The organism is Micromonospora humidisoli (assembly GCF_016900955.1).
GTDB classification, from domain to species: Bacteria; Actinomycetota; Actinomycetes; order Mycobacteriales; family Micromonosporaceae; genus Micromonospora; species Micromonospora wenchangensis.
The window spans coordinates 51,523-75,318 of record NZ_JAFEUO010000001.1; the positions used below are offsets into that span (position 1 = coordinate 51,523).

At 72.6% G+C, this 23,796-nt stretch carries 20 protein-coding genes; 9 read left to right on the top strand and 11 right to left on the bottom strand.

What is annotated here, in order from left to right; translation table 11 throughout:
- Positions 1–203 precede the first annotated feature (203 nt).
- Positions 204–887, top strand: coding sequence for a GOLPH3/VPS74 family protein (locus tag JQN84_RS00225; protein ID WP_204956398.1), 684 nt, complete (start codon positions 204–206; stop codon positions 885–887).
- 54 nt (positions 888–941) lie between these two features.
- On the opposite strand, the gene JQN84_RS00230 is transcribed toward JQN84_RS00225, so the two are convergent.
- The 4 genes from JQN84_RS00230 to JQN84_RS00245 all read right to left on the bottom strand — a co-directional run bounded on the left by JQN84_RS00230 (position 942) and on the right by JQN84_RS00245 (position 6,424).
- Complete coding sequence (locus JQN84_RS00230; protein WP_204956399.1) at positions 942–1,145, bottom strand: DUF397 domain-containing protein; 204 nt, start codon at positions 1,143–1,145, stop codon at positions 942–944.
- Entirely contained in the window at positions 1,138–2,022 is an 885-nt protein-coding gene (locus JQN84_RS00235) for a helix-turn-helix domain-containing protein (RefSeq protein WP_281900591.1), read from the bottom strand. Before JQN84_RS00235 ends, JQN84_RS00230 begins: the two co-directional genes overlap by 8 nt.
- A gap of 488 nt (positions 2,023–2,510) precedes the next feature.
- Positions 2,511–4,187 carry a phospho-sugar mutase gene (locus JQN84_RS00240; protein ID WP_204956401.1) on the bottom strand — a complete coding sequence of 559 codons (1,677 nt, stop codon included), beginning with the start codon at positions 4,185–4,187 and terminating at the stop codon, positions 2,511–2,513.
- A gap of 86 nt (positions 4,188–4,273) precedes the next feature.
- Positions 4,274–6,424, bottom strand: coding sequence for a serine/threonine-protein kinase (locus JQN84_RS00245; protein WP_204957248.1), 2,151 nt, complete (start codon positions 6,422–6,424; stop codon positions 4,274–4,276).
- Positions 6,425–6,654: 230 nt separating this feature from the next.
- Here JQN84_RS00245 and JQN84_RS00250 point away from each other — a divergent pair, with 230 nt between their 5' ends.
- Positions 6,655–8,238 (top strand): acyl-CoA mutase large subunit family protein, encoded by a 1,584-nt coding sequence (locus JQN84_RS00250; RefSeq protein ID WP_204956402.1) that lies wholly within the window; start codon positions 6,655–6,657, stop codon positions 8,236–8,238.
- 673 nt (positions 8,239–8,911) lie between these two features.
- Complete coding sequence (locus tag JQN84_RS00255; RefSeq protein WP_204956403.1) at positions 8,912–10,174, top strand: amidohydrolase; 1,263 nt, start codon at positions 8,912–8,914, stop codon at positions 10,172–10,174.
- Here the strand turns inward: JQN84_RS00255 and JQN84_RS00260 are convergent.
- Positions 10,131–11,141, bottom strand: coding sequence for a DUF4349 domain-containing protein (locus tag JQN84_RS00260; protein ID WP_239484609.1), 1,011 nt, complete (start codon positions 11,139–11,141; stop codon positions 10,131–10,133). The genes JQN84_RS00255 and JQN84_RS00260 overlap by 44 nt on opposite strands.
- A gap of 121 nt (positions 11,142–11,262) precedes the next feature.
- Here JQN84_RS00260 and JQN84_RS00265 point away from each other — a divergent pair, with 121 nt between their 5' ends.
- The 4 genes from JQN84_RS00265 to JQN84_RS00280 all read left to right on the top strand — a co-directional run bounded on the left by JQN84_RS00265 (position 11,263) and on the right by JQN84_RS00280 (position 14,749).
- Positions 11,263–11,892 (top strand): MBL fold metallo-hydrolase, encoded by a 630-nt coding sequence (locus JQN84_RS00265; protein ID WP_204956404.1) that lies wholly within the window; start codon positions 11,263–11,265, stop codon positions 11,890–11,892.
- Positions 11,893–11,895: 3 nt separating this feature from the next.
- Complete coding sequence (locus JQN84_RS00270; protein ID WP_204956405.1) at positions 11,896–12,846, top strand: hypothetical protein; 951 nt, start codon at positions 11,896–11,898, stop codon at positions 12,844–12,846.
- A 31-nt stretch (positions 12,847–12,877) separates the two neighbouring features.
- Entirely contained in the window at positions 12,878–13,627 is a 750-nt protein-coding gene (locus JQN84_RS00275) for an SCO6745 family protein (RefSeq protein WP_204956406.1), read from the top strand.
- Between the two features lie 165 nt (positions 13,628–13,792).
- The gene (locus JQN84_RS00280; protein WP_204956407.1) at positions 13,793–14,749 is read left to right on the top strand and encodes a GNAT family N-acetyltransferase; all 957 of its coding nucleotides are present in this window, start codon (positions 13,793–13,795) and stop codon (positions 14,747–14,749) included.
- A gap of 189 nt (positions 14,750–14,938) precedes the next feature.
- Here JQN84_RS00280 and JQN84_RS00285 read toward each other — a convergent pair whose 3' ends face one another.
- The gene (locus tag JQN84_RS00285; RefSeq protein ID WP_067304651.1) at positions 14,939–15,394 is read right to left on the bottom strand and encodes a gamma-glutamylcyclotransferase; all 456 of its coding nucleotides are present in this window, start codon (positions 15,392–15,394) and stop codon (positions 14,939–14,941) included.
- 106 nt (positions 15,395–15,500) lie between these two features.
- Here JQN84_RS00285 and JQN84_RS00290 point away from each other — a divergent pair, with 106 nt between their 5' ends.
- On the top strand, positions 15,501–16,904 hold the full coding sequence (locus JQN84_RS00290; protein WP_204956408.1) for an NAD(P)H-quinone dehydrogenase: 1,404 nt from the start codon (positions 15,501–15,503) through the stop codon (positions 16,902–16,904).
- A 69-nt stretch (positions 16,905–16,973) separates the two neighbouring features.
- On the opposite strand, the gene JQN84_RS00295 is transcribed toward JQN84_RS00290, so the two are convergent.
- Positions 16,974–17,306: a helix-turn-helix domain-containing protein gene (locus JQN84_RS00295; RefSeq protein WP_088643940.1), complete on the bottom strand. Its 333-nt coding sequence runs from the start codon at positions 17,304–17,306 to the stop codon at positions 16,974–16,976.
- On the bottom strand, positions 17,303–17,605 hold the full coding sequence (locus tag JQN84_RS00300) for a type II toxin-antitoxin system RelE/ParE family toxin (protein ID WP_372445862.1): 303 nt from the start codon (positions 17,603–17,605) through the stop codon (positions 17,303–17,305). Before JQN84_RS00300 ends, JQN84_RS00295 begins: the two co-directional genes overlap by 4 nt.
- A 635-nt stretch (positions 17,606–18,240) precedes the next feature.
- Here JQN84_RS00300 and thrS point away from each other — a divergent pair.
- Positions 18,241–19,455, top strand: a complete 1,215-nt coding sequence (gene thrS, locus JQN84_RS00305) for a threonine--tRNA ligase (protein ID WP_204956409.1) — start codon at positions 18,241–18,243, stop codon at positions 19,453–19,455.
- A gap of 50 nt (positions 19,456–19,505) precedes the next feature.
- On the opposite strand, the gene JQN84_RS00310 is transcribed toward thrS, so the two are convergent.
- The 3 genes from JQN84_RS00310 to JQN84_RS00320 are packed head-to-tail and all read right to left on the bottom strand — an operon-like array spanning position 19,506 to position 23,790.
- The gene (locus JQN84_RS00310; RefSeq protein WP_204956410.1) at positions 19,506–21,533 is read right to left on the bottom strand and encodes an ABC transporter ATP-binding protein; all 2,028 of its coding nucleotides are present in this window, start codon (positions 21,531–21,533) and stop codon (positions 19,506–19,508) included.
- Positions 21,530–23,263 carry an ABC transporter ATP-binding protein gene (locus tag JQN84_RS00315; protein WP_204956411.1) on the bottom strand — a complete coding sequence of 578 codons (1,734 nt, stop codon included), beginning with the start codon at positions 23,261–23,263 and terminating at the stop codon, positions 21,530–21,532. Before JQN84_RS00315 ends, JQN84_RS00310 begins: the two co-directional genes overlap by 4 nt.
- Positions 23,257–23,790: a MarR family winged helix-turn-helix transcriptional regulator gene (locus JQN84_RS00320; RefSeq protein WP_204956412.1), complete on the bottom strand. Its 534-nt coding sequence runs from the start codon at positions 23,788–23,790 to the stop codon at positions 23,257–23,259. Before JQN84_RS00320 ends, JQN84_RS00315 begins: the two co-directional genes overlap by 7 nt.
- Positions 23,791–23,796: the final 6 nt, after the last annotated feature.

Below are 23,796 nucleotides of genomic sequence, written 5' to 3' on the forward strand. Positions count from 1 at the left end.
GCCCGGCGTGCGGCCGGCATGCCCCGCTCAGTTTGCGGCCGGCAGGCCCCGTTTCCGGCCCGCCCGGCTCCGGTGTTTCCGGGCTGGGCAGGCTGCCGGCCGGCACGTCGCGGGGGAGTGGTCGGGCCGGCCGTGGGGGTCGCCTTCCCACCCAGAGCGAGTCGGTGAGCGCGGGGTGCGTTCAGGCGCTACCGTCTCGGGCCATGACTGGTGTTGCGCTGGCCGAGGAGTTGTTGCTCCTCGCGTATGACGATGAGACCGGCAAGGCGACCATGCCCCGGATCAGCCTCGACCTGGGGATGGCCGCCGCCGTCCTGGTCGAGCTGGCCCTTGCCGGCCGGATCGCGTACGTCGATGGGAACCTGGCGGTGACCGACCCGACGCCGGTCGGCGAACCGATCCTGGACGGGGTGCTGGGCCGGATGGCCGCCGACACCCCGCACAGCCCCTCCTCCTGGGTGCAGCGGCTGCGGCACGGCCTGCGTGACCGCATCCTCGGCGACCTCGTCGACCGGGGCGTGGTGCGCGACGTCGAGGAGACCGAGCTGGACTTCATCGTGGTGCACCGCTACCCGACCACCGACCCGTCCGTGGAGCAGGACAGCCGGCGGCGGCTGGCCGAGGCGTTGGCCGGCGAGCAGCTTCCCGACGAGCGGACGGCGGCGCTGGCCACCCTGGTGGCGGTGCTGCGGATGGAACCGGCGCTCGGCCTGACCGGCAGCGCCGCGCAGGACGCCCGGCGTCGGCTGGAGGAGATCGCCGGCGGGGCCGGGTTCTCCGGCACGATCAGCCTGGAGGAGTCGGTGGTCCGCCCGTCGGTGGCCCTGGTGGTCACCGCCCTCGGGCAGGCCGTCGACCAGGCACTCGGCAAGCGCACCGTGGGCTGACCCGGCTTTCCCGGGCGGGTGCGGCGGCTTTGGCGGATACGCGAGGGCCGGCCTTCAGCGGGTGAGCCGGTGGGCCTTCAGGTCGGTGACGAAGGCGGACCAGGCGGTGGGTACGACGGTGAGGGTCGGGCCGGTCGGGTCCTTGCTGTCCCGGATGCCGATGATGCCGGGGAGGTTGTCGGCCACCTCGACACAGTCGCCGCCGTTGGTGCCGCTGCGGGTGCTGGTGCGCCAGCGGGCGTCGGTCAGGTCAGGCATGGCACTCTCCCCGGATCGCGTCGATCAGCTCGGTCGATTGTCCCGCGTCGAGGGCGAGGGAATCCAGCCCCTTCCATACCCGCTCGTAGGCGGCGATCTCCGCCGGCTGGTCGAGGTAGAGCGCGCCGGTGAGCCCTTCGACGTAGACGGTCGGCGGCTCGCTCGGGCTGCCGAGCGCCGAGGGTGGGAAGTCGAGCAGCACGAAGGTGCCGGCCTCGGCGGCCAGGGGCGGCCCGGCGGCCAGCGGCAGCACCCGGATCGTGATGTTGTGCCGCTCGCCGACGGCCGCCAGGTGCCGGAGCTGGTCGGCCATCACCGACCGGCCCGGCACCGGGCGGCGCAGCACCGCCTCGCTGAGGATCACCGTCAGCGCGGGGGCCGGTGGGAGCCGCCGGGCCAGCAGCCCCTGCCGCTGGAGGCGGAAGCTCACCGCCCTCTTCTGCTCCTCCTCGCCCAGTTCGGGCCGGTTGTGCTGGAAGAGCGCGGTGGCGTAGCCGGGGGTCTGCAACAGCCCCGGCACCAGCTCGGCGTTGTAGTGACGGATGCTGCTGGCGACGTTCTCCAGGCCGACGTAGAGCGAGAACCAGGCCGGCACGGCGCTCCCGTGGGCGTGCCACCAGCCCTCGGCCCGGCTCACCTCGGCCAGCCCCAGCAGCACGCTCGTCTGGTCGGGGGTGGCCCGGTAAAGCTCGCAGAGCACCCGGACGTCAGGCGTCTTGGCCGCCGTCAGACCCCGCTCGATGCGCCAGAGCTTCTGCCGTGAGCAGTCCAGCTCCCCGGCCGCCGCTTCGATGCTGAGTCGGGCGTCCTCCCGCAATTGGGTGAGCAGCCTGCCGAGCTGCCGTCGCGGCACGGTCGAACTGTTTGTTTCACGCACCGTGCAACACCTTTCCGGCTGAAATGAAACAACGGGTCGCCGACGATGCAACATCAGAGAGAACGCATACCGGTGACGTCAGGAAAATGGCGAGATCGATGCGCTGATGCTAATCACGCAAGCGGTCGGTGTGCAAGAGGTGACACCCGGTGATGCTGCTGCTGGTCCCAGCTCGCGGGCCCCGACCGAGCCCTGCCCAGCCACCTTCGGCAGGCTGCCCACCAGCCCGGGGCGGGATCGGGCGAATTCGGGGAAGAGTTGCGCCATGTCACCGATACAGCGGCATCCCCGGGCACGGATACCGCTATTTAACCCACATCGAGTTGACTGCACGACCGAGACTGCCCTATCGCGGTCGGTCGATTCGTTGGATAAGGCCGCACGATGTCGCCGATATAGCGGTATCCACCTCGTCCGGATACCGCTATATGGGCCCCACTGAGTTGATCATGCGCCGGACGCGCGGCGGAACGCGCGGCGGGCCGGGGTCAGATGCCGAGGGCGGTGGCGACCTCGCCGCGCAGCGTGGTGAGTGCCGCCGCCGCCCGGGTCCGGGCCGCCGGCACGTCCCCCTCCGCGACCGGTTCCACCACCTCCAGGTACGCCTTGAGCTTCGGCTCGGTACCCGACGGACGGATCACCACCCGGGCGGCGGCGGTCCGCAGGATCACCACGTCGGCGTCGGGCAGCAGATCCTGCGCTTCGGTGACCGGCGCACCGAGCAGCGTGGTCGGGGTGGCCGCCCGGACCCGGGCCATCGCGTCGGCGATGATCCGCAGGTCGTCCACCCGGACCGACAGTTGGTCGGTGTGGTGCACCCCGAACTCGGCGGCCAACTCGTCCAGCCGGTCGGTCAGCGTGCGCCCCTGCGCCTTCAGCCCGGCGGCCAGTTCGGCGACGGTCAGCGCGGCGGTGATGCCGTCCTTGTCGCGTACGTGGTCGGGGGCCACGCAGTAGCCGAGCGCCTCCTCGTAGCCGTACGCCAGCGGCGGGGTACCACCCCCGGCCCGGACGATCCACTTGAACCCGGTCAACGTCTCGTCGTACGCCCGGCCCCGGGCCGTGCACATCGCCCGGAGCAGGGACGACGACACGATCGTGGTCGCGTACAGGCCGTCGACGCCGCGCCGCATCAGGTGGTCGGCGAGCAGCACCCCCACCTCGTCCCCGCGCAACATCCGCCACCCCGTCCCGGTGCCGGCCGGCTGGCGGACCACCACCGCGCAGCGGTCGGCGTCCGGGTCGTTGGCGATCGCCAGGTCGGCGTCGGTGGATTGGGCGAGGGCCACCAACCGGTCCACCGCGCCGGGCTCCTCCGGGTTGGGGAAACTGACGGTGGGGAAGGCCGGGTCCGGTTCCGCCTGGTCGGGCACCACCCCCGGGGTCGGGAAACCCGCCCGCGCGAAGGCCGCGGTCAGCACCGCCGCCCCCACCCCGTGCAGTGGGGTGTACGCCACCCGCAGGTCACGCGGCCCGTCCGGGGCGATCACCGCGACGGCCCGTTCCACGTACGCGGCGACCAGGTCGTCGCCGAGCACCTGGCCGGGCGGCCCCAGCGGCACCTGCGCCAGCGGGCCGACCGCCCGGATGGCCGCCTCGATACCGGCGTCGGCCGGCGGCACGATCTGCGCCCCCGCGCCGAGCGCCCCACCGAGCTGGGCACCCAGGTAGACCTTGTAGCCGTTGTCCTGCGGCGGGTTGTGGCTGGCCGTCACCATCACCCCGGCCACGCCGCCGAGCTTGCGCACCGCGTAGGCCAGCACGGGCGTGGGCAGTGGCCGGGGCAGCAGCAGCGCCGGCCGGCCCGCGCCGGTGGCGACCTGGGCGGTGCGCTCGGCGAACTCCCGGGAACCGTGCCGGGCGTCGTACCCGATGACCAGCGGACCCTCGCCGCCCTCGGCGGCGAGCCAGCCGACCAGCCCGGCCGCCGCCCGGGTGACCACCGCGAGGTTCATGCCGTTCGGCCCGGCGCGCAGCGGGCCGCGCAACCCGGCCGTGCCGAAGGTCAACGGGCCGGCGAACCGGTCGGCCAGCTCCGGCGCGCTGGCCGGCAGCCGGTCGAGCACGGCCCGCAGCTCGTCCCGGCTGGCCGGGTCGGGGTCGTCGTCGAGCCAGCGTCGAGCCTGGTCGCGCATCCGGTCGAGGTCAGTGGTTTCCGCCGCCATGCCCCTTGATAGCACGGCGGCGGATCACCGGGTCCGGTCGACCCGGATCACCCCGTCCGGCGGGCCGGGCCGCCCCGGGAGCCGGCTCAGCTCGACCCGGTGAGCTGGAACGACTTGACCATCTCGTCGAAGATCGGCTTGCTCTCGGCGAACTTGGCGTCGCTCGCGGTGAGGTAGAACGAGTAGACCTTCCCCTCGTGCACCACCCCGCGCCAGACCCCGTGCCGCTTGTCGTCGCCCTCACCGCAGGTGTACTCGAACTCGGCGGCCGACTTGCCCGCCAGGTCCTTCTCGCCCATCGCCAGCTGCTCGTAAGGCTTTGCACAGGAACTCTTCGGTTTGCGGAGGTTGTCCGCCGCCACCTCGGCCCAGCGGGTCGAGGAACTGCCGAACTTCTCGGTGAGGATGCGCACCTTGCGGCCCTTGTCCTGCGGGTCGACGTAGTCGATGTAGACCCCGCCGGTCGCCCGTTGCCAGCCCTTCGGCACGTTCACCCGGATGCCCCGGGCGCTGTGCTCCTGCATCGGCGGCAGCGAACCGCCCCCGGCGGTGGGTGCGCTCGGGCCCGCCTGCGGGGGCGGGGTCGGCTCCGGGTCACCGCCGCTGAACAGCGCCACCGCGCCGATCAGCAGCACCACGGCCACACCGCCGGCCGCCGCGAGCTGGAGCTTGCGGGGCCAGCCCTTCACCGTGCCGACCAGTCGACCGCCGGCGCCCTTCGCCCGGCCGAGCGCGCCACCGTCGGCCCCGGCCGGCGGCGGGGGCGGCGACGTCCACGACTGGCCGGTGCCGGGGATGGACCACTGCCCGCCGTACACCGCCTGGGTCGGCTCGGCGTTCCCACCGTAGATGGCCTGGGTCGGCTCCGCCGCCCCGTAGGCGGGCCGGCCGCCCGGGGCGTCCGTGCCGATCCGCTGGGTGGCGTCGGCGGTGCCGCCACCGATGCGCTGGGTGGCCTCCGGGGTGCCCGGAGCGATCCGCTGGGTGGCGTCCGGGGTGATCCGCTGGGTGGCCTCGGTCCTGCCGTACGTCCCGGCGGTCGGGCCGGTCGGCAACGCGCCGGCGGTCGGCGGCGGCATCGCGCCGGTCGGGGTGTGCAGCGGGCCGGCGAGCGCGTCGGCGCTGGTGTCGTCGAGGGCGGCGGCGGACGAGGTCGCCACCGGCTCGGGGCGTTCACCCCGGCGCAGCTTCGCCAGCCGGTCGGTCAGCGACTCACCGGCGGCCAGCATCGCCCGCCCGCCGATCTGCCCGCTCGGCTTCGACTCCGCCGGCGGCGCGGCGATGGCCGGCGGCGTCGACGGACGCTGCACCGGCACCACCGAGTACGGGTCGGTGATCGAGTTGACCGCCGTCGCCGTGCTGGTCAGCGGGCCGGCGAGGAGTTCGCGCAGCATCGCCCGCGCGGTGTGCACGTCGAGCCGGCGGGCCGGGTCCTTCTCCAGCAGACCCATCAGCACCCGGGTCAGCGGGCCGCTGCGCTGCGGGGTGGCCGGCGGATCCTCGACGACCGCATGCATGGTCTCGATCGGGTCGCCCTTGTCGAACGGGGGACGCCCCTCGACCGCCGTGTAGAGGGTCACGCCGAGCGAGAACAGGTCGCTGGGCGGGCCGAAATCCTGCCCCATGGCGCGCTCGGGGGAGATGAAGTGCGGTGAGCCGAGCACCATCCCGGGGGTGGTGAGCTGGACGTCGGTGGGCATCCGGGCCACCCCGAAGTCGGTCAGCACGCAGCGGCCGTCGGTGCAGATCAGCACGTTCGCCGGCTTGACGTCGCGGTGCAGCACCCCGTTGGCGTGCGCCACCTCCAGCGCGCCGAGCAGCGCGATGCCGATCTTGGCGACCGCGCGCCCGGCCACCGGGCCGTCCTCGATCACCATGTCAGCGAGGCTGCGGGCGTCCAGCAGCTCCATCACGATCCACGGCCGGCCACCCTCGGTGACCACGTCGTACACCTGGACCACGGCCGGGTGCTGGATCGCGGCGGCGGCGCGCGCCTCGCGCAGGGTGCGTTCGTACATTGCATCCCGGTCGCTGGGGGCCAGCCCCGGCGGCAGGACGACCTCCTTGACCGCCACGTCACGTCGCAGCAGGGTGTCTGTCGCGCGCCAGACCGTGCCCATGCCGCCGTTGCCCACCGAGGAGCGCAACTCGTACCGGCCGCCGATGGTGGTGCCGGGTGCTGCGCGTCCGTTGGGAGGACTCACTGGTCCGCCGCTCCACGTCGGGATCTGAGTCACAGGAAAAGCCACCGGGAAAGTCGAGGGGGCTGGGACACAACCTCTCTATCTTGCTGGTTCCGACGCCCGATGCGAAACCCGACGCGGCGGACCTTTGTGCTATCCGACCGTACCCACCCCCGGGTCGAACGGTGTGTACCTGGCCGTTCACCTCCCGTCGACCGATGCCGAACCGAGATGTGCGCCATCCCTCACCCCACCGACGGCCCCCCGCGTCCTACCATCCGTGGATGAGTGAAGCGCGGGCGAGCGAGTCGGGGTTCGCCATCAAGGGTGTGTACACGGCCGCGGACCTCCCCCCGGAGCTGGACTCCCGCCTGGGCGAGCCGGGTCGTTACCCGTACGCCCGCGGGGTCTACCCGACGATGTACACCTCCCGGCCGTGGACGATGCGGCAGTACGCCGGCTTCGGCACCGCCACCGAGTCCAACGCGCGCTACCACCAGCTGCTGAAGGCCGGCACGATGGGCCTGTCGGTCGCCTTCGACCTGCCCACCCAGATGGGCTACGACTCCGACGACGCCATCGCCCACGGCGAGGTGGGCAAGGTCGGGGTGGCGATCGACTCCATCGAGGACATGCGGCTGCTCTTCGCCGGCATCCCGCTGGACAAGGTCTCCACCTCGATGACCATCAACGCGCCCGGCTCGGTGCTGCTGCTGCTCTACCAGCTCGTCGCCGAGGAGAACGGCCTGTCGGGATCGGCGCTCAACGGCACCATCCAGAACGACATCCTCAAGGAGTACATCGCCCGGGGGACGTACATCTTCCCGCCGAAGCCGTCGCTGCGGCTGGTCGCCGACACCTTCGCGTACTGCCGCAAGGAGGTGCCGAAGTGGAACACCATCTCCATCTCCGGCTACCACATGGCCGAAGCCGGTGCGACGCCCGCGCAGGAGATCGCGTTCACCCTGGCCAACGGCGTGGAGTACGTCCGGGCCGCACTGGCCGCCGGGCTGGCGGTGGACGACTTCGCCCCCCGGCTGTCGTTCTTCTTCGTGGCCCGCACCACCCTGCTGGAGGAGGTCGCGAAGTTCCGCGCCGCCCGGCGGATCTGGGCCCGGTTGCTGCGTGACGACTTCGGCGCGAAGGACCCGAAGTCGATGATGCTGCGGTTCCACACCCAGACGGCGGGGGTGCAGCTCACCGCCCAGCAGCCCGAGGTGAACCTGGTCCGGGTGGCGATCCAGGGGCTCGCCGCGGTGCTCGGCGGCACCCAGTCACTGCACACCAACAGCTTCGACGAGGCGATCGCGCTGCCCACCGAGAAGGCCGCCCGGCTGGCGCTGCGCACCCAGCAGGTGCTGGCGTACGAGACGGATCTGACCGCCACCGTCGATCCGTTCGCCGGGTCGTACGTGGTGGAGGCGATGACCGCCGAGATCGAGACGGCGGTCAACGACCTGATGGACCGGGTCTTCGACCACGGTTCGGCGGTGGACGCGATCGAGGCCGGGTTCCAGAAGCGGGAGATCGAGCAGTCGGCCTACCGGTTCGCCCAGCAGATCGACGCGGGGGAGCGGGTGGTGGTCGGGCTGAACCGGTTCCAGATCGACACCGAGGAGCCGTACGAGCCGCTGCGGGTGGACCCGACGATCGAGGCGACCCAGGCGGAGCGGCTGGCCCGGCTGCGGGCCGAGCGGGACGGCGCGGCGGTCGAACGGGCCCTGGCCGAGCTGCGGACCGCCGCCGAGGGCGACGAGAACGTGCTCTACCCGATGAAGGAGGCGCTGCGGGCCCGCGCCACGGTGGGCGAGGTCTGCGGCACGCTGCGCCAGGTCTGGGGGACGTACCGGCCGAGCGACCGCTTCTGATCTTGGTCGGACCACCACGGTCCCGGGTCGGCGCGCCGCCCGCGACCCGGCGGGCGGGCCGACCCCCGACGCTGATCCGCACGGCGACCTCCGCCGGCAGTCCGCTGCCGGCAGGGGTCGCCGTCGTCGTCCGGTCGGGGCCGCTAGGGGTCGCCACCCGACGCCCGTGGGGCTACCGTCGGTGACAGTCTGGCGGTGCTGTGCCGGTCGGTTCGCCCGCCTGGTGGGCGGCCCGCCTGGCCGGGGCGTGCGGTGCGTGGTTCGTGGGTAAGTCCGGGCAGGTGAACGGGACGGACAGCATGTCCGGGCGGGCCCGGAGACGGTGTGTCACCGTCGGGAGTCGGTTGATCACCCGGCGGCGTCGGCTAATTGTCGGAGCGGCGGCCAACCGGGGCGACGAATGCGACAATTCGGATACGACGGCCCCGGATCGATGCCGATTTCGCGACCGCCCAATCGGTTACGCGTTGTAGGAGGTGGGGGGCAGATGACGCCGTCCGACCGCGATCTACCTGCTATCCCGCAGATATTCGAGCCCTCCCACCAGGGCTTACGTGACGCTGTGCGCTCTGATCGCTACCGTAACGAGGTTGCGCAGCGTCACCATCGGAGGTCTAGGCTGTCTGCTGTCCTCCCCGAAGATCCATCCATTTCTAGTGATCGAGAATTCGACGTGACGAGTGCGTTGACGCTGCCGAACGGCAGCCAGCTGGCGTCGTCCTGGCCGGAGGCGCCGTCCGGGTCCCAGCCCCTGCCCCACGATCTGGATCACCTGCTCGCGCTGCGGGTACCCGGTCTGATCGCCACCCGCCGCCACCTCCACTCCCACCCGGAACTGTCCGGGGAGGAGTTCGAGACGGCCGCGCTGATCGCCCGGGAACTCACCCTCGCCGGGCTGCACCCCCGACTGCTGCCCAAGGGCAACGGGGTGATCTGCGACATCGACGGGCGGCCGGACGGCCCGATCGTCGCGCTCCGCGCCGACATCGACGCGTTGCCGCTGACCGACGTCAAGGAGGTCCCCTACCGGTCCACCGTGGAGGGGGTCTGCCACGCCTGCGGTCACGACGTGCACACCGCAGTTCTGCTCGGCGTCGGCATGCTGCTGGCCCAGCTCGCCGACTCAGGCCAGCTCGACGGCCGGGTCCGGCTCATCTTCCAGCCGGCCGAGGAGATCCTGCCCTGCGGCTCGCTGGAGGTCATCGAGGCCGGTGGTCTGGATGACGTCGTGCAGATCTTCGCCCTGCACTGCGACCCCAACCAGCCGGTGGGCAAGGTGGGGCTGCGGGTCGGTCCGATCACCGCGGCGGCCGACAACGTCACCGTGAAACTCACCGGGCCCGGCGGGCACACCGCCCGCCCACACCTGACAGTCGACCTGGTCGACGCACTCGGCCGCCTGGTCACCGAGGTTCCGGCCCTGGTCAACCGCCGGGTGCCGGCCAACAGCGGGCTGCTGCTGGTGTTCGGCCACGCCTCGGCCGGCACCCGGTACAACGTCATCCCGTCCGAGGCGTGCGCGGCCGGCACCCTGCGGGTGATGGACCGCGACACCTGGGAGCAGGCCCCCCAGATCGTCGCTCAGGTCGTCCGGGACGTCATCGCGCCCACCGGCGCCACCGTCGACCTGGAATACCTGCGGGGCCGGCCACCGGTCAGCAACGACGCCCGCGCCATCGGCATCCTCACCGCCGCCACCGCCGCCGCGCTCGGCCCGGAAGGCATCGCGGAGACCCCGCAGAGCATGGGCGGCGAGGACTTCTCCTGGTATCTCGAACACGTTCCCGGCGCGCTGGCCCGGCTCGGCGTCGGCCGGGTCGGCGGCCCCACCGTCGACCTGCACCGCGCGTCGTTCGACGTCGACGAGCGGGCCGTCCCGGTCGGGGTACGGCTCATGGTGCAGACCGCGTTGCGGGCACTGGCGGCGGTCCGCTAGGCGCCGGTGGGTGGCCCCCGCCCGGTCCCACGGGCGGGTGGCCCCCGCCGACCGGTCCCACCGGCGGCGCGGGCCGCCGCTGACGGCGTCGCCGACGCAGCAGCACCACGGCCACCGTCACCGGCACCCCGATGAGCAGCAGCCAGGGCAGCAGCGCCCCGAGCACGGTGAGCAGCACGCCCATCGAGGCGAGGAAGACGGTCCAGCCGCCGCGCAGACCCACCATGAAGCCGGTCCGGTCCTCGGCCTGCTCGTCGTCGGCCGTCGAGGCGTCCCGGCCGACGAAGGTCACCGTGACCGTGGAGAGCGCCGTCAGGTCGGCCAGCCGACGCTTCTTCGCCTCCAGCGAGGCCAGGTCCGCCTCCCGACGACTCACCTCGTTCTCCAGCGAGACCAGTTCGGCCACCGTGTCGGCCCGCGCCAGCAGCCGGCGGGCACTGTCCACCCGGGCCCGCTGGGTGGTGATCCGGGCGTCCAGGTCGACGGTCTCCTCGGTGACGTCCTGGGTACGGATCTCGCGGCGCTGCTGCCGGCCGTAGGTGGCCAACTCGTCGACGAGCGCGGTGAACTTCGCCGCCGGCACCCGCAACTCCAGTTCCGCCTGCGCGGACGCCGAGACACTGCGCCGCTGGTCCCCGCCGACGAACCCGCCGGTCGCGGTGACCGCCGCCACCGCCCGTCGGGCCGCCGCCTCCACGTCGTCCACCTGCACCCGCATCGTTCCGGTGTAGATGATCGCCCGTTGGTCGACCCGCAGGTCGGCAGCGCCCGTACCGGCCTGTCCCGCAGCCGCGTCGCGGTCCGGCGCCGCCCCACCCGGCGCCCCCTGCGCCGGTGCCTTCTCCTGTGGCGCGGAACCGGCCGAACTGCCGTCGCGGTCGGCCGCCCCGCACCCGGCCAGCAGCAGCGCCGCCAACCCCATCGCCGCCAGGGCCCGCGCCCCGGTTCCCGCCGTCCTCAGTGTCATCCCCGCTCCCGTCGTCGTCCGCGCCCCGGTCGCGGGGCGTTAGCTCGGACGCGGCGCACAGCCGCCCCGGTTCCGGCAGACTGCGCTGAGGAGATCACGATTCGATATTCGAGGAGTCACGATGCGGCTCACCAAGTACACGCACTCCTGCCTCCGCATCGAACGCGACGGGGCGGTGCTGGTCGTCGACCCCGGCGTGTTCAGCGAGGTGGCGGCGCTGGACGGGGCGGACGCGGTGCTGGTCACCCATGAACATCCCGACCATGTCGACGTCGCCGCGCTCACCAGGCGGCTGGACCGGGAGCCGCTGCCGGTGTACGGGCCGGCCGCGCTCGGCACGGTGCTCGGCGACGCGGCCCCGGCCCTCACCCCGGTCGCCCCGGGCGACACGTTCACCGCCGCCGGCATCCCGGTGCGTGCCGTCGGCGGCCGGCACGCCGTCATCCACCCCGACATCCCGGTGGTGGAGAACGTCGGCTACCTGTTCGACGACACGGTCTACCACCCCGGCGACGCGCTGCACGTCCCCACCGACGTCGAGGTGCAGACCCTCTTCGCCCCGATCCACGCGCCCTGGTCGAAGTTCTCCGAGGTGGTCGACTTCATCCGGGCGGTCGCCCCGCGCCGGGCGTACGCCCTGCACGACGCGTTGCTCAACGACAACGGCTACGGCGTGCTCGACCGGCAGTACACGGCACTGTCACAGACCGACTACCAGCGGCTGGAGCCGGGCAGCCGAATCGACGTCTGAGTCGTGGCCGTCGACGAGTCCGAGCTGGTCCGGCAGCTCTACCGCACCCCGCCCGACCGGTTCGTCGCCGCCCGGGACGCCGCCGTCGCCGAGGCCCGCCGGGCCGGCGACCCAGCCACCGCCCGGCGAATCGCCGGCTGGAAACGGCCCACGGTGGCGGCCTGGCTGGTGAACCTGCTCGCCCTGGACCGCCCCGAACTGGTCGCCGACCTCGGGCCGCTGGCCGAGGCGCTACGCACCGCCCAGCGTGACCTCAAGGGCCCCCGGCTGCGCGAACTGTCCGCCCAGCGGCGGGAACTGGTCGCCGCCCTGGTCGCCGAGGTACGCCGGATCGCCGCCGGCCGGCCCGACGCGCCGCCGGCCGCCCGGCTGCCGCTGGCCGAGGTCGAGGCCACGCTGCACGCCGCACTCGCCGACACCGCGGTCGCCGAACAGGTCCGCACCGGACGGCTGCTGCGGGCGGTGCACCACTCCGGATTCGGCGAGGTGCCCCGTCCCCAACTGCGACTGGTCACCGGTGGCGTGGCGGAGCCCCCCGGTGGCGGTGCGGCGGACGTCGTACCGCAGCGGGAGACCGACCGGGGCGGTGCGCGACAGGCCCGTGCCGAGCGGCTGGCGGCGCGGGCCGAACGGGCGAAGCGTCGCCGTGCGCTGGACCGGGAGCTGACGGCGGCGCGGACCGCCCAGCGGCAGGCCGAACGGGAGCTGGACGGCACGGCCACGGCCGAGCGGGACAGCGTCGCGGCGCTCGACCGGATCGAGGGGGAACTGGCCGAACTGGAGCGTCGTCGGGCCGTCGCCGAACAGGAGCTGAGCCGGGCGAAACTGGCCCGCCGGGCGGCCGAGCGGACGCTCACCGCGGCCCGCCGCCGCACCGGTGAGGTCGAGGGGGCGATCGAGGCGGTGGACGCCGAAGAGGCGGACCCCACGGCGGGCGGTGAGGAGGCAGACTGAACGCGATGAATGCGTGTTACGGGCGTGCGGGATGACGCCGGAACAGGTGGCCGCCGGGAGCAAACCCGCCGTGCTGGAGCTGGGGGAGTTGTTCAGCCGCTGCCCGGGGACCCTGCGCCGGGCCAGGACGATGGGCATCCCGAGCTGGGCGTTCTATGTCACCGGGCGGGCCGGCGCACTGGGCGACATCCGGGCCGAGACGGTGGCGGCGGCGCTCGGCTTCCTCGCCCCGGAGGCGGTCGCCGACGGCTGGGACACCGCCGTGCGGGTGGTCCGGCCGCTGGAGGTGGCCACCGCCCACCTGACCGAGTGCTGCCGGTGGGGCGCCCAGCATCTCGACGACCTGCCCGGCACCCCCCGGTTGACCGCCCTGCTGGAACGGGTGGTGGCCGCCGCCGACGCGACAGGCATGCCGCTGTTCGCCGCCTGGCGGGCGATGCCGCTGCCCGTGCACGCCGAGGGTGCCCGGGCCGCCGTGGCGCTCCTGCTGCTGCGGGAACACTTCACCGGGGCCTACCTGCTCGCCGTGCGGGCCGCCGGGATGACCCCGCTGGAGGCGGTGCTGGCCGGGCCGGAGGGGGAGGCCGGGGCGGCGGCGTGCGGGTGGTCCCCGCCGTACCCGCCGGTCGGGCCGCTGGTGCGGCGGCGGCTCTGGGCCGAGGCGGTGACCGACCGGTTGGCCTCGGCCGGTTTCCGGGCGCTGCGCCCGGCCGAGGGCCGGGAACTGATCGCGTTGCTCACCGACGTGCGGGCCCGGCTCCGCGCCGACGCGGACGGCTGACCTGCCGACCGGGGACCGTCCGACGGCGGCCCGGCCCGACGCGGCCGGGCGGCTGCCGGTCCGGCCCCACTCCGCCGGGCGGCTGGCGGTCCCGGCCCGGCCCGACCGGCCGGCGGCCCGGAAAATCGGCGGCGCAGCGGTGGGCGGGCTGCCAGGATCTGCGGCGTGACGCTCCCCGCCGGCTGGACCGCCCGCCGCCCCACCCTGGACGACGTGCCCGCGCTGCTCGCCGTGGTGCACGCCGCCGACACGTTCGCCATCGGCCACCCCGACTTCGACGCCGACGACGTCCGGGCCGCGCTGACCGCGCCGTTCTTCGACCCGCAGCAGGACTCCTGGGTGCTGACCGATCCTGATCAGCGGGTGGTCGGCTGGAGCGTGGTCGACAACCCGACCGGGGTGGGCCGCGAGTACCTCGACGTGTTCGTCGACCCGGAGCATGCGACGGCGCTGCGGGCCGTGCTGCTCGACCGGATGCTGCACCGGGTCGCCGAACGCGCCACCGAGCGGGGCCGGCCCGCGCTCACCGCCCGCGCCGCCGTCTGCGCGCCGGAGACCCGCTGGGCCGGCGAGCTGACCGCCGCCGGGTTCACCCGGGCCAAACGGTACGTGCGGATGAGCCGGTCGCTGGCCGACCTGCCCGCCGAGCCGCCGCCCCCGCCCGGGGTGACCGTCCGGCCGCTGCACGCCGGTGACGAGGCCGACCTGCGGTTGTTCCACCACATCCACGACACCGCCTTCCGGGACACCCCGGACTACGAGCCGGCCGGGTTCGAGGGCTGGCGGGACCGACTCACCGACGGCGGGCGGGTCTGGGACGAGTGGTTCATCGCCGAGGTCGACGGCGAGCCGGCCGGCGCGCTCAACTCGTCGGACCAGGCGCTGGAGCAGGACATGGGCTGGGTACGCACACTGTCGGTGCTGCCCGCGTACCGGCGGCGCGGGGTCGGGGCGGCACTGCTGCGGCGGGCGTTCGCGGTCTACGCGGCCAAGGGCCGGGGCCACGCCGGGCTCGGCTTCGATCTGGCCAACCCGACCACCCCGGTCACCCTCTACCGCTCGGTCGGGCTGCACGAGACCCGCTGGATCGACCTGTACGAGCGGAGCGTGCCCGCCGCCTGAGCACGCCGACCCGGTATGGGCCGGCTGCCGTCAACGGCCCAGGTGTATGCCGGCTGCCGTGGGCGGGCCCGGCTGCCCTCGCTGGCCCGGCTGTCGGCCGCCGGCCCCGGTGTGTGCCGGGTGACGCCCGGCGGGGTCGCCGTCGGGTGGTCCCGCCGCCGGGAGCACACTGGACGGGTGCGATACGCGTTACGCCGAGGCGGTGCCGGTGGGGCGGGACCGCAGCTCGGAGACGTAGTCGTCGGGCGCGCCCGCCTTCTCGGCGGCGTTGGCGATCTCCGACAGGTACCAGGCGGTCGGCAGGCCACCCTCGTAGCCGTCGAAGACGTACACCCAGGCGGTCACGTCCCCGTCCAGCGTCGATACCCGCACGGTGAGCTTGCGGTACGTGCCGGCGGTGACGCCCTCCAACTCGTCGAGCTGGGCGGCGTCGTACGGGTCGATGTCGTACAGCGCCACGAAGACCCGGTCGCCCGGGGACTCGACCACGGTGCTGACGGAACCCTCCCAGCCGATCACGTCCTCACCGGCGAAGGTCAGCCGCCACCCCTCCAGCCAGCCGACGCCCACCATGGGCGAATGCGGGCAGTAGGCCCGCATCCGGGCGGGGTCCAGGTTTGAGCCGTAGGCCGCGTAGTGACGCACGGCGATGACGATAGCCCGGCGGACGGGTGGGGGAGAATACGACAGTGCGTGTCGGACGGGTTCGGGAGAAGAAAGTCACTATGAGCACCGAGGAAGGGCGAGGGCTGTGAGCCACATCGTGATCATCGGCGGGGGGCCGGCCGGCTACGAGGCGGCCCTGGTCGCCGCGCAGCTGGACGCCGACGTCACCGTGGTGGAGGCCGAGGGCGCCGGAGGGGCCTGCGTGCTCTCCGACTGCGTCCCGTCGAAGACCTTCATCGCCAGCTCGGAGGTGGTGACCGGCTACCGGGACACCGAGGAGTTCGGCATCCACTCCGACGGCCTGGAGGCGGTCACCGTCGACGCGCGGGCCGTGCACGAGCGGGTGAAGCGGCTCGCCCTGGCCCAGTCCGCCGACATCCACACCAAGCTGATCAAAGCGGGTGTGACCTTCGTCGCCGGCACCGCCCGGCTCGGTGAGGACACCCTCGGTCACACCCACCGGGTCGTCGTCACCCCCGCCGACGGCGGCGGGGAATACCCGATCGACGCCTCCACCGTGCTGATCGCCACCGGTGCCACCCCGCGTCAGCTCCCCACCGCGCTGCCCGACGGGGAACGGATCCTCACCTGGCGGCAGGTGTACGACCTGCCCGAGCTGCCCACCCACCTGATCGTGGTGGGGTCGGGCGTCACCGGTGCCGAGTTCGCCAGCGCCTACCAGGCGATGGGGGTCGAGGTGACGCTGGTCTCCAGCCGGGACCGGGTGATGCCGCACGAGGACGCCGACGCGGCGATGGCCATCGAGCAGGTCTTCCGCAGCCGGGGCATGAGCATCCTCAACAACTCCCGGGCGGACGCGGTCCGACGCGTCGGCGACGGCGTCGAGGTGGTCCTCTCCGACGGCCGGGTGGTGACCGGTTCGCACGCCCTGATCGCCGTCGGCTCGATCCCGAACACCGCCGACCTCGGGCTCGCCGAGTACGGCGTCGAGCTGGCCAAGGGCGGCTACGTCACCGTCGACCGGGTGTCGCGTACCAACGTCCCGGGCATCTACGCCGCCGGCGACTGCACCGGGGTCCTGCCGTTGGCCAGCGTCGCGGCCATGCAGGGCCGGATCGCGATGTGGCACGCCCTCGGCGAGGCGGTCCGGCCGCTGCGGCTGCGTACCGTCGCCGCGAACGTGTTCACCGACCCGGAGCTGGCCACCGTCGGCGTCTCCCAGGACGAGGCGGATTCCGGCCGTACCCTGGCCCGTCAGGTGATGCTGCCGCTGACCGGCAACGCCCGCGCCAAGATGGACGACCTGGCCGACGGGTTCGTCAAGCTGTTCTGCCGCCCGTCCACCGGGCAGGTGGTCGGCGGCGTGGTGGTGGCCCCCAAGGCCAGCGAGCTGATCCTGCCGATCACCATGGCGATCGAGAACAACCTCACCGTCAACGAACTGGCCCAGACCATCACGATCTACCCGAGCCTGTCCGGTTCGATCACCGAGGCCGCCCGCCAGCTCATGCTCCACGAACTCGAATGACCCCCTGGCCCGGGTCGGGCGTCGGTCGTGCTCCGGCCGATATCCGACCCGGGCCGGGACGGCGTGCGGTCAGGCCACGTTGAGCCGGATGTTTCCGATGCGGGCGACCACGTCCACCTGGCCGCCGAGGCCGGTGACATAGGCGCGGAGCGATTCCAGGCTGGTGTGCTCGCCGTTCTCGATCTGGCTGATTCGGGCCTGGGACAGGCCGGCGGCCTCGGCGAGCTGTTGTTGGGTCATGCCGAGCTGCCGGCGGATGTCGGCCAGTTGCGCGCCGCTGACGGAGGCGAGCATCCTTTCCCGGAACCGACCACGACGGGTGACCCGCTCGGGGTCGTCCCAGGATGGGTCGATCTCACGCGCCTTGGCCCTGACCTCACGCCAATCGGAACCGTTGCTCATCGTTGCGCTTCCTTAAGTGCGATCAGGTGTTCCTCGAACCTTGTGTCGGCGAGCGGCACGGCCTTCCGGTACCAGCTCTGCCACTGACCCGACTTGTCGCCGGCGACCAGGAAGACCGCCTCACGTAGCGGATCGAAGGCGAAGATCATCCTGATCTCCGTGGTGCCACTCGACCCTGGTCGCAGCTCTTTCATGTGATGGAACGAGCTGCCCTTGAGCCGGTCCACCAGTGGACGTCCCAGCCACCAGTGGGCGTCCCAGCGCCGGGCCGTGCTCGGCGAGCAGGTCGTTGGCCTCACCCACCAGATCCGCGCTGGCCGGATCGACGCGGCACAGGTCGAGGAACCACGCCTCCACCTCGGGATGCAGCCTGACGTCCCACACCTGCCAAATATAAGCGATCCTTATGGGCTTGCCGAGGTTTCCCGCACCGGAGACCGGGCCGGTCGCGCTGGCCACGGCCACCGTCGGTGACCGCGTGGCTGCGCACACCAGGGTGGTGTGCCGCCCGCCGCACGACGGGTGCCGCCCGGCGCGGCCGGCGGGAGGGGGTCGGCGAAGCGGAGGGCGTCGGCGTACCGTTGAGTACGCGGCCCCTACACCGTCAGGTCCCCCGTTCCTGACGAGCGGGCCGCCGAGGGTCGCCGGCAGGTCCCGTGCCGGCGACCCTCCCCCTTTCCGGCACCGACGGGTGCCACGCGTCACTGCCTGTGCTGCACGCCCGCGCTGGACAGCGCGGAGAATACGGTCGCGCCGGGCGTCGCGGAGGTCGTACGGTGACCGCATGCGCAGTGCCGTGGTGACCACGACGCCGGGAGATCCCGGCGTTCCGCACTGACGTTCACCGTCGACGAGGCCCCGGGCGATTCGCCCGGGGCCTCGTGGCGTCGCGGGAACGGTCGCCTCCGGGTCGTACCCGATCAAGGAGCGCGACATGATCGACCACCGTAGGCTCGGCCGCGAACTGGACCTGTTCGTCTCCGACCCGCTGGCGGGCGCCGGGCTGCCGATCTGGCTGCCGGCCGGCGCGGCGGCCCGGCACGCCGTCGAGGAGTACGTTCGCGAGCTGGAGCGCCGGGCCGGCTACCAGCATGTCTATTCCCCGCCGCTGGGCAGGCGCGAGCTGTTCGCGCTGTCCGGGCACCTCGGCCACTTCGCCGACGAGATGTTCCCGCCGATGCGGATGGGCGACGACGAGTTGCTGCTCCGGCCGGCGCTCTGCCCGCACCACGCCCTGGTCTACCGGGCCCGGGGCCGCTCCTACCGGGAGCTGCCGCTACGGGTCGGCGAGCTGGGCGGGATGTACCGGGCGGAACGGTCCGGGGTGCTCGGCGGGCTGGCCCGGGTGCGGGCCATCTCGCTCAACGACGCGCACAACTTCTGCACCCTGGAGCAGGTCGGCGACGAGGTCCGGGAGATCCTACGGTTGATCCGCCAGGCGCACGCGGCGCTCGGCGTCCGCCCGGCCGGGTTCCGGTTGTCGCTGCGCGGGCCGGGTGCGAGGTACGTCGGGGACGACGCGTCCTGGGCCCGCGCCGAGGAACTGCTGCGCGCCGCGCTCGACGGGGTGGGGCACGAGGAGGCGCCCGGCGAGGCCGCGTTCTACGGCCCCAAGATCGACATCCAGATCGTCGACCCGTCCGGCCGGGAGTCGACCATCTCCACCGTGCAGATCGACTTCGACAAACCGGAGAAGTTCGACCTGTCGTACACCGATGCGGCGGGTGCCCGGCAACGGCCGGTGCTGGTGCACCGCAGCCTGGTCGGGAGCATGGAACGGCTGTTCGCCTATCTGATCGAGGAGCACGAGGGCGCGTTTGCGCCCTGGTACGCCCCGGTGCAGCTGCTGCTCCTGCCGGTCGACGCCGGGCAGTCCGGTGCGGTGGACCGGGTGGCCCGCCGGGCGGTCGACGCCGGCCTGCGGGTCGAGGTGGACGCGGGCGGCTCGCTGGGTGCCCGGGTCCGCGACGCGGCCCGCCGCCGGGTGCCGTACGTCGGGGTGGTCGGTGCCCGGGAGGCGGCCGACGACGCGGTGGCCCTGCGGCTGCGCGACGGCCGCAGCCTCGACCCGATGCCGGCGGCGGACGCGGTGCGGCTGATCGGCGCGGTGGTGGCGGCCCGCTCGGCGGAACTGCTTCCGGCCGGCTGACGGTGCGGGGGCCGGGGCACGACGCCCCCGGCCCCCGCACCGTCTGTCACTCAGCCCCGGGCCGGTGCCGCCGCTGCCGGCTCGGCCTCGTCGTCGACCACCGCCGCGGCGAACTGCGCCTGGTAGAGCCGGTGGTACGCGCCCTGCGCGGCGAGCAGTTGCTGATGGGTACCCTGCTCGACGATCCGCCCGTTCTCCATCATCAGGATCAGGTGGGCGTCGCGGATGGTGGACAGCCGGTGCGCGATGACGAAGCTGGTCCGGTCCGACCGCAGCGCCGCCATCGCCCGTTGCAGCAGCACCTCGGTACGGGTGTCCACCGAGCTGGTCGCCTCGTCCAGGATCAGCAGCGACGGCTCGGCCAGGAACGCCCGCGCGATGGTGATGAGCTGCTTCTCACCGGCGCTGACGTTGCTGCCCTCCTCGTCGATGACGGTGTCGTACCCGTCGGGGAGGCTACGGACGAACCGGTCCACGAAGGTGGCCCGCGCGGCGGCGAGGATCTCCTCCTCGGTGGCGTCCGGCCGGCCGTAGGCGATGTTGTCCCGGATGGTGCCGCCGAACAGCCAGGTGTCCTGGAGCACCATGCCGATCCGGCCGCGCAGGTCGTCGCGGCGCAGCGTGGTGATGTCCACCCCGTCGAGGGTGATCCGCCCGGAGTCCAGTTCGTAGAAGCGCATCACCAGGTTGACCAGGGTGGTCTTGCCGGCGCCGGTCGGGCCGACGATCGCCACCGTGTGACCGGGTTCGGCGACCAGGGACAGGTCGTCGATCAGCGGCGTCTCCGGGTCGTACCGGAAGGAGATGTTCTCGAACTCGACCCGGCCGTGCGGTTCGACGACCCGGGCCGGCGTGGCCGGGTCGGGGCTCTGCTCGTCGGCGTCGAGCACGGCGAAGACCCGCTCGGCGGAGGCCACCCCGGACTGGAGCAGGTTCGCCATCGAGGCGAGCTGGGTCAGCGGCTGGGTGAACTGCCGCGAGTACTGGATGAACGCCTGCACGTCACCGAGGCTCATCGACCCGGAGGCCACCCGCAGCCCACCGACCACGGCGATCGCCACGTAGCTGAGGTTCCCGACGAACATCATCGCCGGCATGATGATCCCGGAGATGAACTGCGCGCCGAAGCTGGCCCGGAACAGTTCCTCGTTCTTGGCGTGGAAGCTGGCCTCCACCTCCGGCGAGCGGCCGAAGACCTTGACCAGCTCGTGCCCGGTGAACGCCTCCTCGATCTGGCCGTTCAGCTCGCCGGTGTGGGTCCACTGGGCGATGAACTTCCGCTGCGACCGCTTGGCGATCTGCTGCGTCACGATCACCGACAGCGGCACCGCGACCAGCGCGACGAGCGCGAGCAGCGGCGAGATCCAGAACATCATCGCCAGCACGCCGACCACGGTCAGCAGCGAGGTGAGCAGCTGGCTCAGCGTCTGCGACAGGGTCTGCGAGATGTTGTCGATGTCGTTGGTGACCCGGCTGAGCAGCTCACCGCGCGGCTGCCTGTCGAAGTAGGGCAGCGGCAGCCGGTTGAGCTTCTCCTCCACCTCGGCGCGCAGCCGCAGCACGGTGGCCTGCACGACCCCGTTGAGCAGCCAGCCCTGCCACCACATCAGCAGGCTGGCGACCACGTACAGACCGAGGGCGAACAGCAGGGTCCGGCCGAGGGCGTCGAAGTCGATGCCCGCCCCGGGGACCACGTCCATCCGGGCGACCATGTCGGCGAGGTTGTCGTTGCCGGCGGCCCGCATCCCGGACACCGCCTGGTCGACGGTGCTGCCCGCCGGCAACTGCCGGCCGATCACCCCGGCGAAGATGATGTCGGTGGCGTGGCCGAGGATCTTCGGCCCGATCACGCCGAACCCGACGCTGGTCACCGCCAGGGCGATGATGCCCGTCAAGGTGACCCGGTGCGGTCGTAGCCGGCCGAGCAGCCGGCGGGCCGACGGCCCGAAGTTCATCGACTTCTCCGCCGGCATGCCGGCGCTCATCCACGGCGGGCCGCCGGTGCGCCGGCCGGCCGCCGGCAGCCGCTTCGGCGTGGTCTCCTCCGGGGCCTTCTTCTGCTCGGGTACGGCGGTCATGCCGGCACCCCCGCCGTCTGCTGCGACGCCACGATCTCGGCGTACGTCGGGCAGGTGTCGAGCAGCTCGTCGTGTCGGCCCATCCCGACCACGCCTCCGTCCTCCAACACGATGATCTGGTCGGCGTCGATGATGGTGGAGACCCGCTGGGCGACGATCACCACTGCGGCGTCGGCGGTGACCGGGCGCAGCGCGGCCCGCAACCGGGCGTCGGTGCCCAGGTCGAGCGCCGAGAACGAGTCGTCGAACAGGTAGATCTCCGGCTTACGGACGAGTGCCCGCGCGATGGCGAGGCGTTGCCGCTGCCCGCCGGAGACGTTCGTGCCGCCCTGCGCGATCGCCGCGTCGAGACCACCGGGCATCTGGGCCACGAAGTCGCGGGCCTGGGCGATCTCCAACGCCGTCCACAGTTCCTCGTCGGTGGCGTCGGGGTTGCCGTAGCGCAGGTTGCTCGCCACCGTGCCGGTGAACAGGTACGGCTTCTGGGGCACCAGGCCGATCCGCCGCCACAGCTCCTCCGGGGCCAGCTCGCGGACGTCGACCCCGTCGACCAGCACCGTGCCGGCGGTCGGGTCGACCAGCCGGGGGATGAGGGTCAGCAGGGTGGTCTTGCCGGCGCCGGTCGAGCCGATCACGGCGGTGGTCCGCCCCGGGGTGGCCCGGAACGAGATGTCGTGCAGCACCGGCGCGCTGGCCCCCGGATACTGGAAGGCCACCCCGCGCAGCTCCAACTCACCGTGCCCGTCCACCCGGGTGACCGGGTCGGTCGGTGGCACCACAGTGGACTCTGTGTCCAGGACCTCGGTGACGCGTTCCGCGCAGACCGCCGCGCGCGGCACCATCATCAGCATGAAGGTGGCCATCATGACGGCCATCAGGATCTGCATCAGATACGCCAGGAAGGCGGTCAGCGCACCGATCTGGATCTGCCCGGAATCGACCCGCTGCGCCCCGAACCACAGCACGGCGACGCTGGAGACGTTGAGCACCAGCATCACCACCGGGAAGATCAGCGCCATCAGCCGGCCGACCCGCAGGGCGGTGGCGGTCAGGTCGGCGTTGGCCACCCCGAACCGCTGCGTCTCGTACGGCTCGCGGACGAACGCCCGGACCACCCGGATGCCGGTGATCTGCTCGCGGAGCACCCGGTTGACCGTGTCGATCCGGGTCTGCATGAGCCGGAAACCGGGCACCATCCGGCGGATGACCAGGCCGAGCGCGACGGCGAGCACCGGCACGCTGACCAGCATCAGCCAGGACAGGCCGATGTCCTCCCGCAGCGCCATCACCACCCCGCCGATGCTCATGATCGGGGCGGCGACCAGCATGGTGCAGCTCATCAGCACGAGCATCTGCACCTGCTGCACGTCGTTGGTGTTGCGGGTGATCAGCGAGGGCGCGCCGAAGCGGGCCACCTCGCGGGCGGAGAACCGGTTGACCTGCCCGAAGATCGCCGCGCGGACGTCCCGGCCGAAGGCCATCGCGGTCCGCGCGCCGAAGTAGACAGCGGTCACCGAGCAGGCGATCTGGACCAGGCTGACCAGCAGCATCCAGCCGCCGGTACGGATGATGTAGTCGGTGTCGCCCCGGGCCACCCCCAGGTCGATGATGTCGGCGTTGAGGCTCGGCAGGTAGAGCGAGGCCATCGTGCCGACGAACTGGAGCAGCACCACCAAGCCCAGCGGCCGGTGGTAGGGCCGCAGGTAGCGGCGCAGCAGGCTGATCAGCACGGATGGCTCCCGGGCTTCGGGTGGTCGGTCGATTCCTGGTCCTGTGTTGTTGTCAACCTCTTGTCCTCCCCGTCGGACATGGTCGTGATGACCTCGATCAGGAAATCCCGGATCACCTCACGTCGGGCCGGGTCGGCGTCGACGGAGGTGAGCGGGGTGTCGGTGCGCATCCGGCCGGCCAGGGAGCGGAGGTGTTCCCGCCCCTTGTCGGTCAGCGCCAGTCGTACGCTGCGCCGGTCGGCGTCGTCGCGGTGACGCTCGACGAAGCCGTCCCGTTCGAGGGTGTCGACGATCCCGGTGAGGGTGGCGGGCCGGACGAAGCAGCGGTCGGCGACGTCCCGGTGGGTGGCGTCGTCGAGGTGGTTCAGGGTGAACAGCACCCGCATCCCGGCCGGGGTCAGGCCGTGGTGCTCGGCCAGGTATCGACCCCAGTGCTGGTCGACGAGGTGGCCGGCGACTGACAGCAGTCGCCCGAGCGGCACGTCACGGAGCACGGCGGGAAAGACGATGAGTGGTTCCCTCTGCACGCTGAG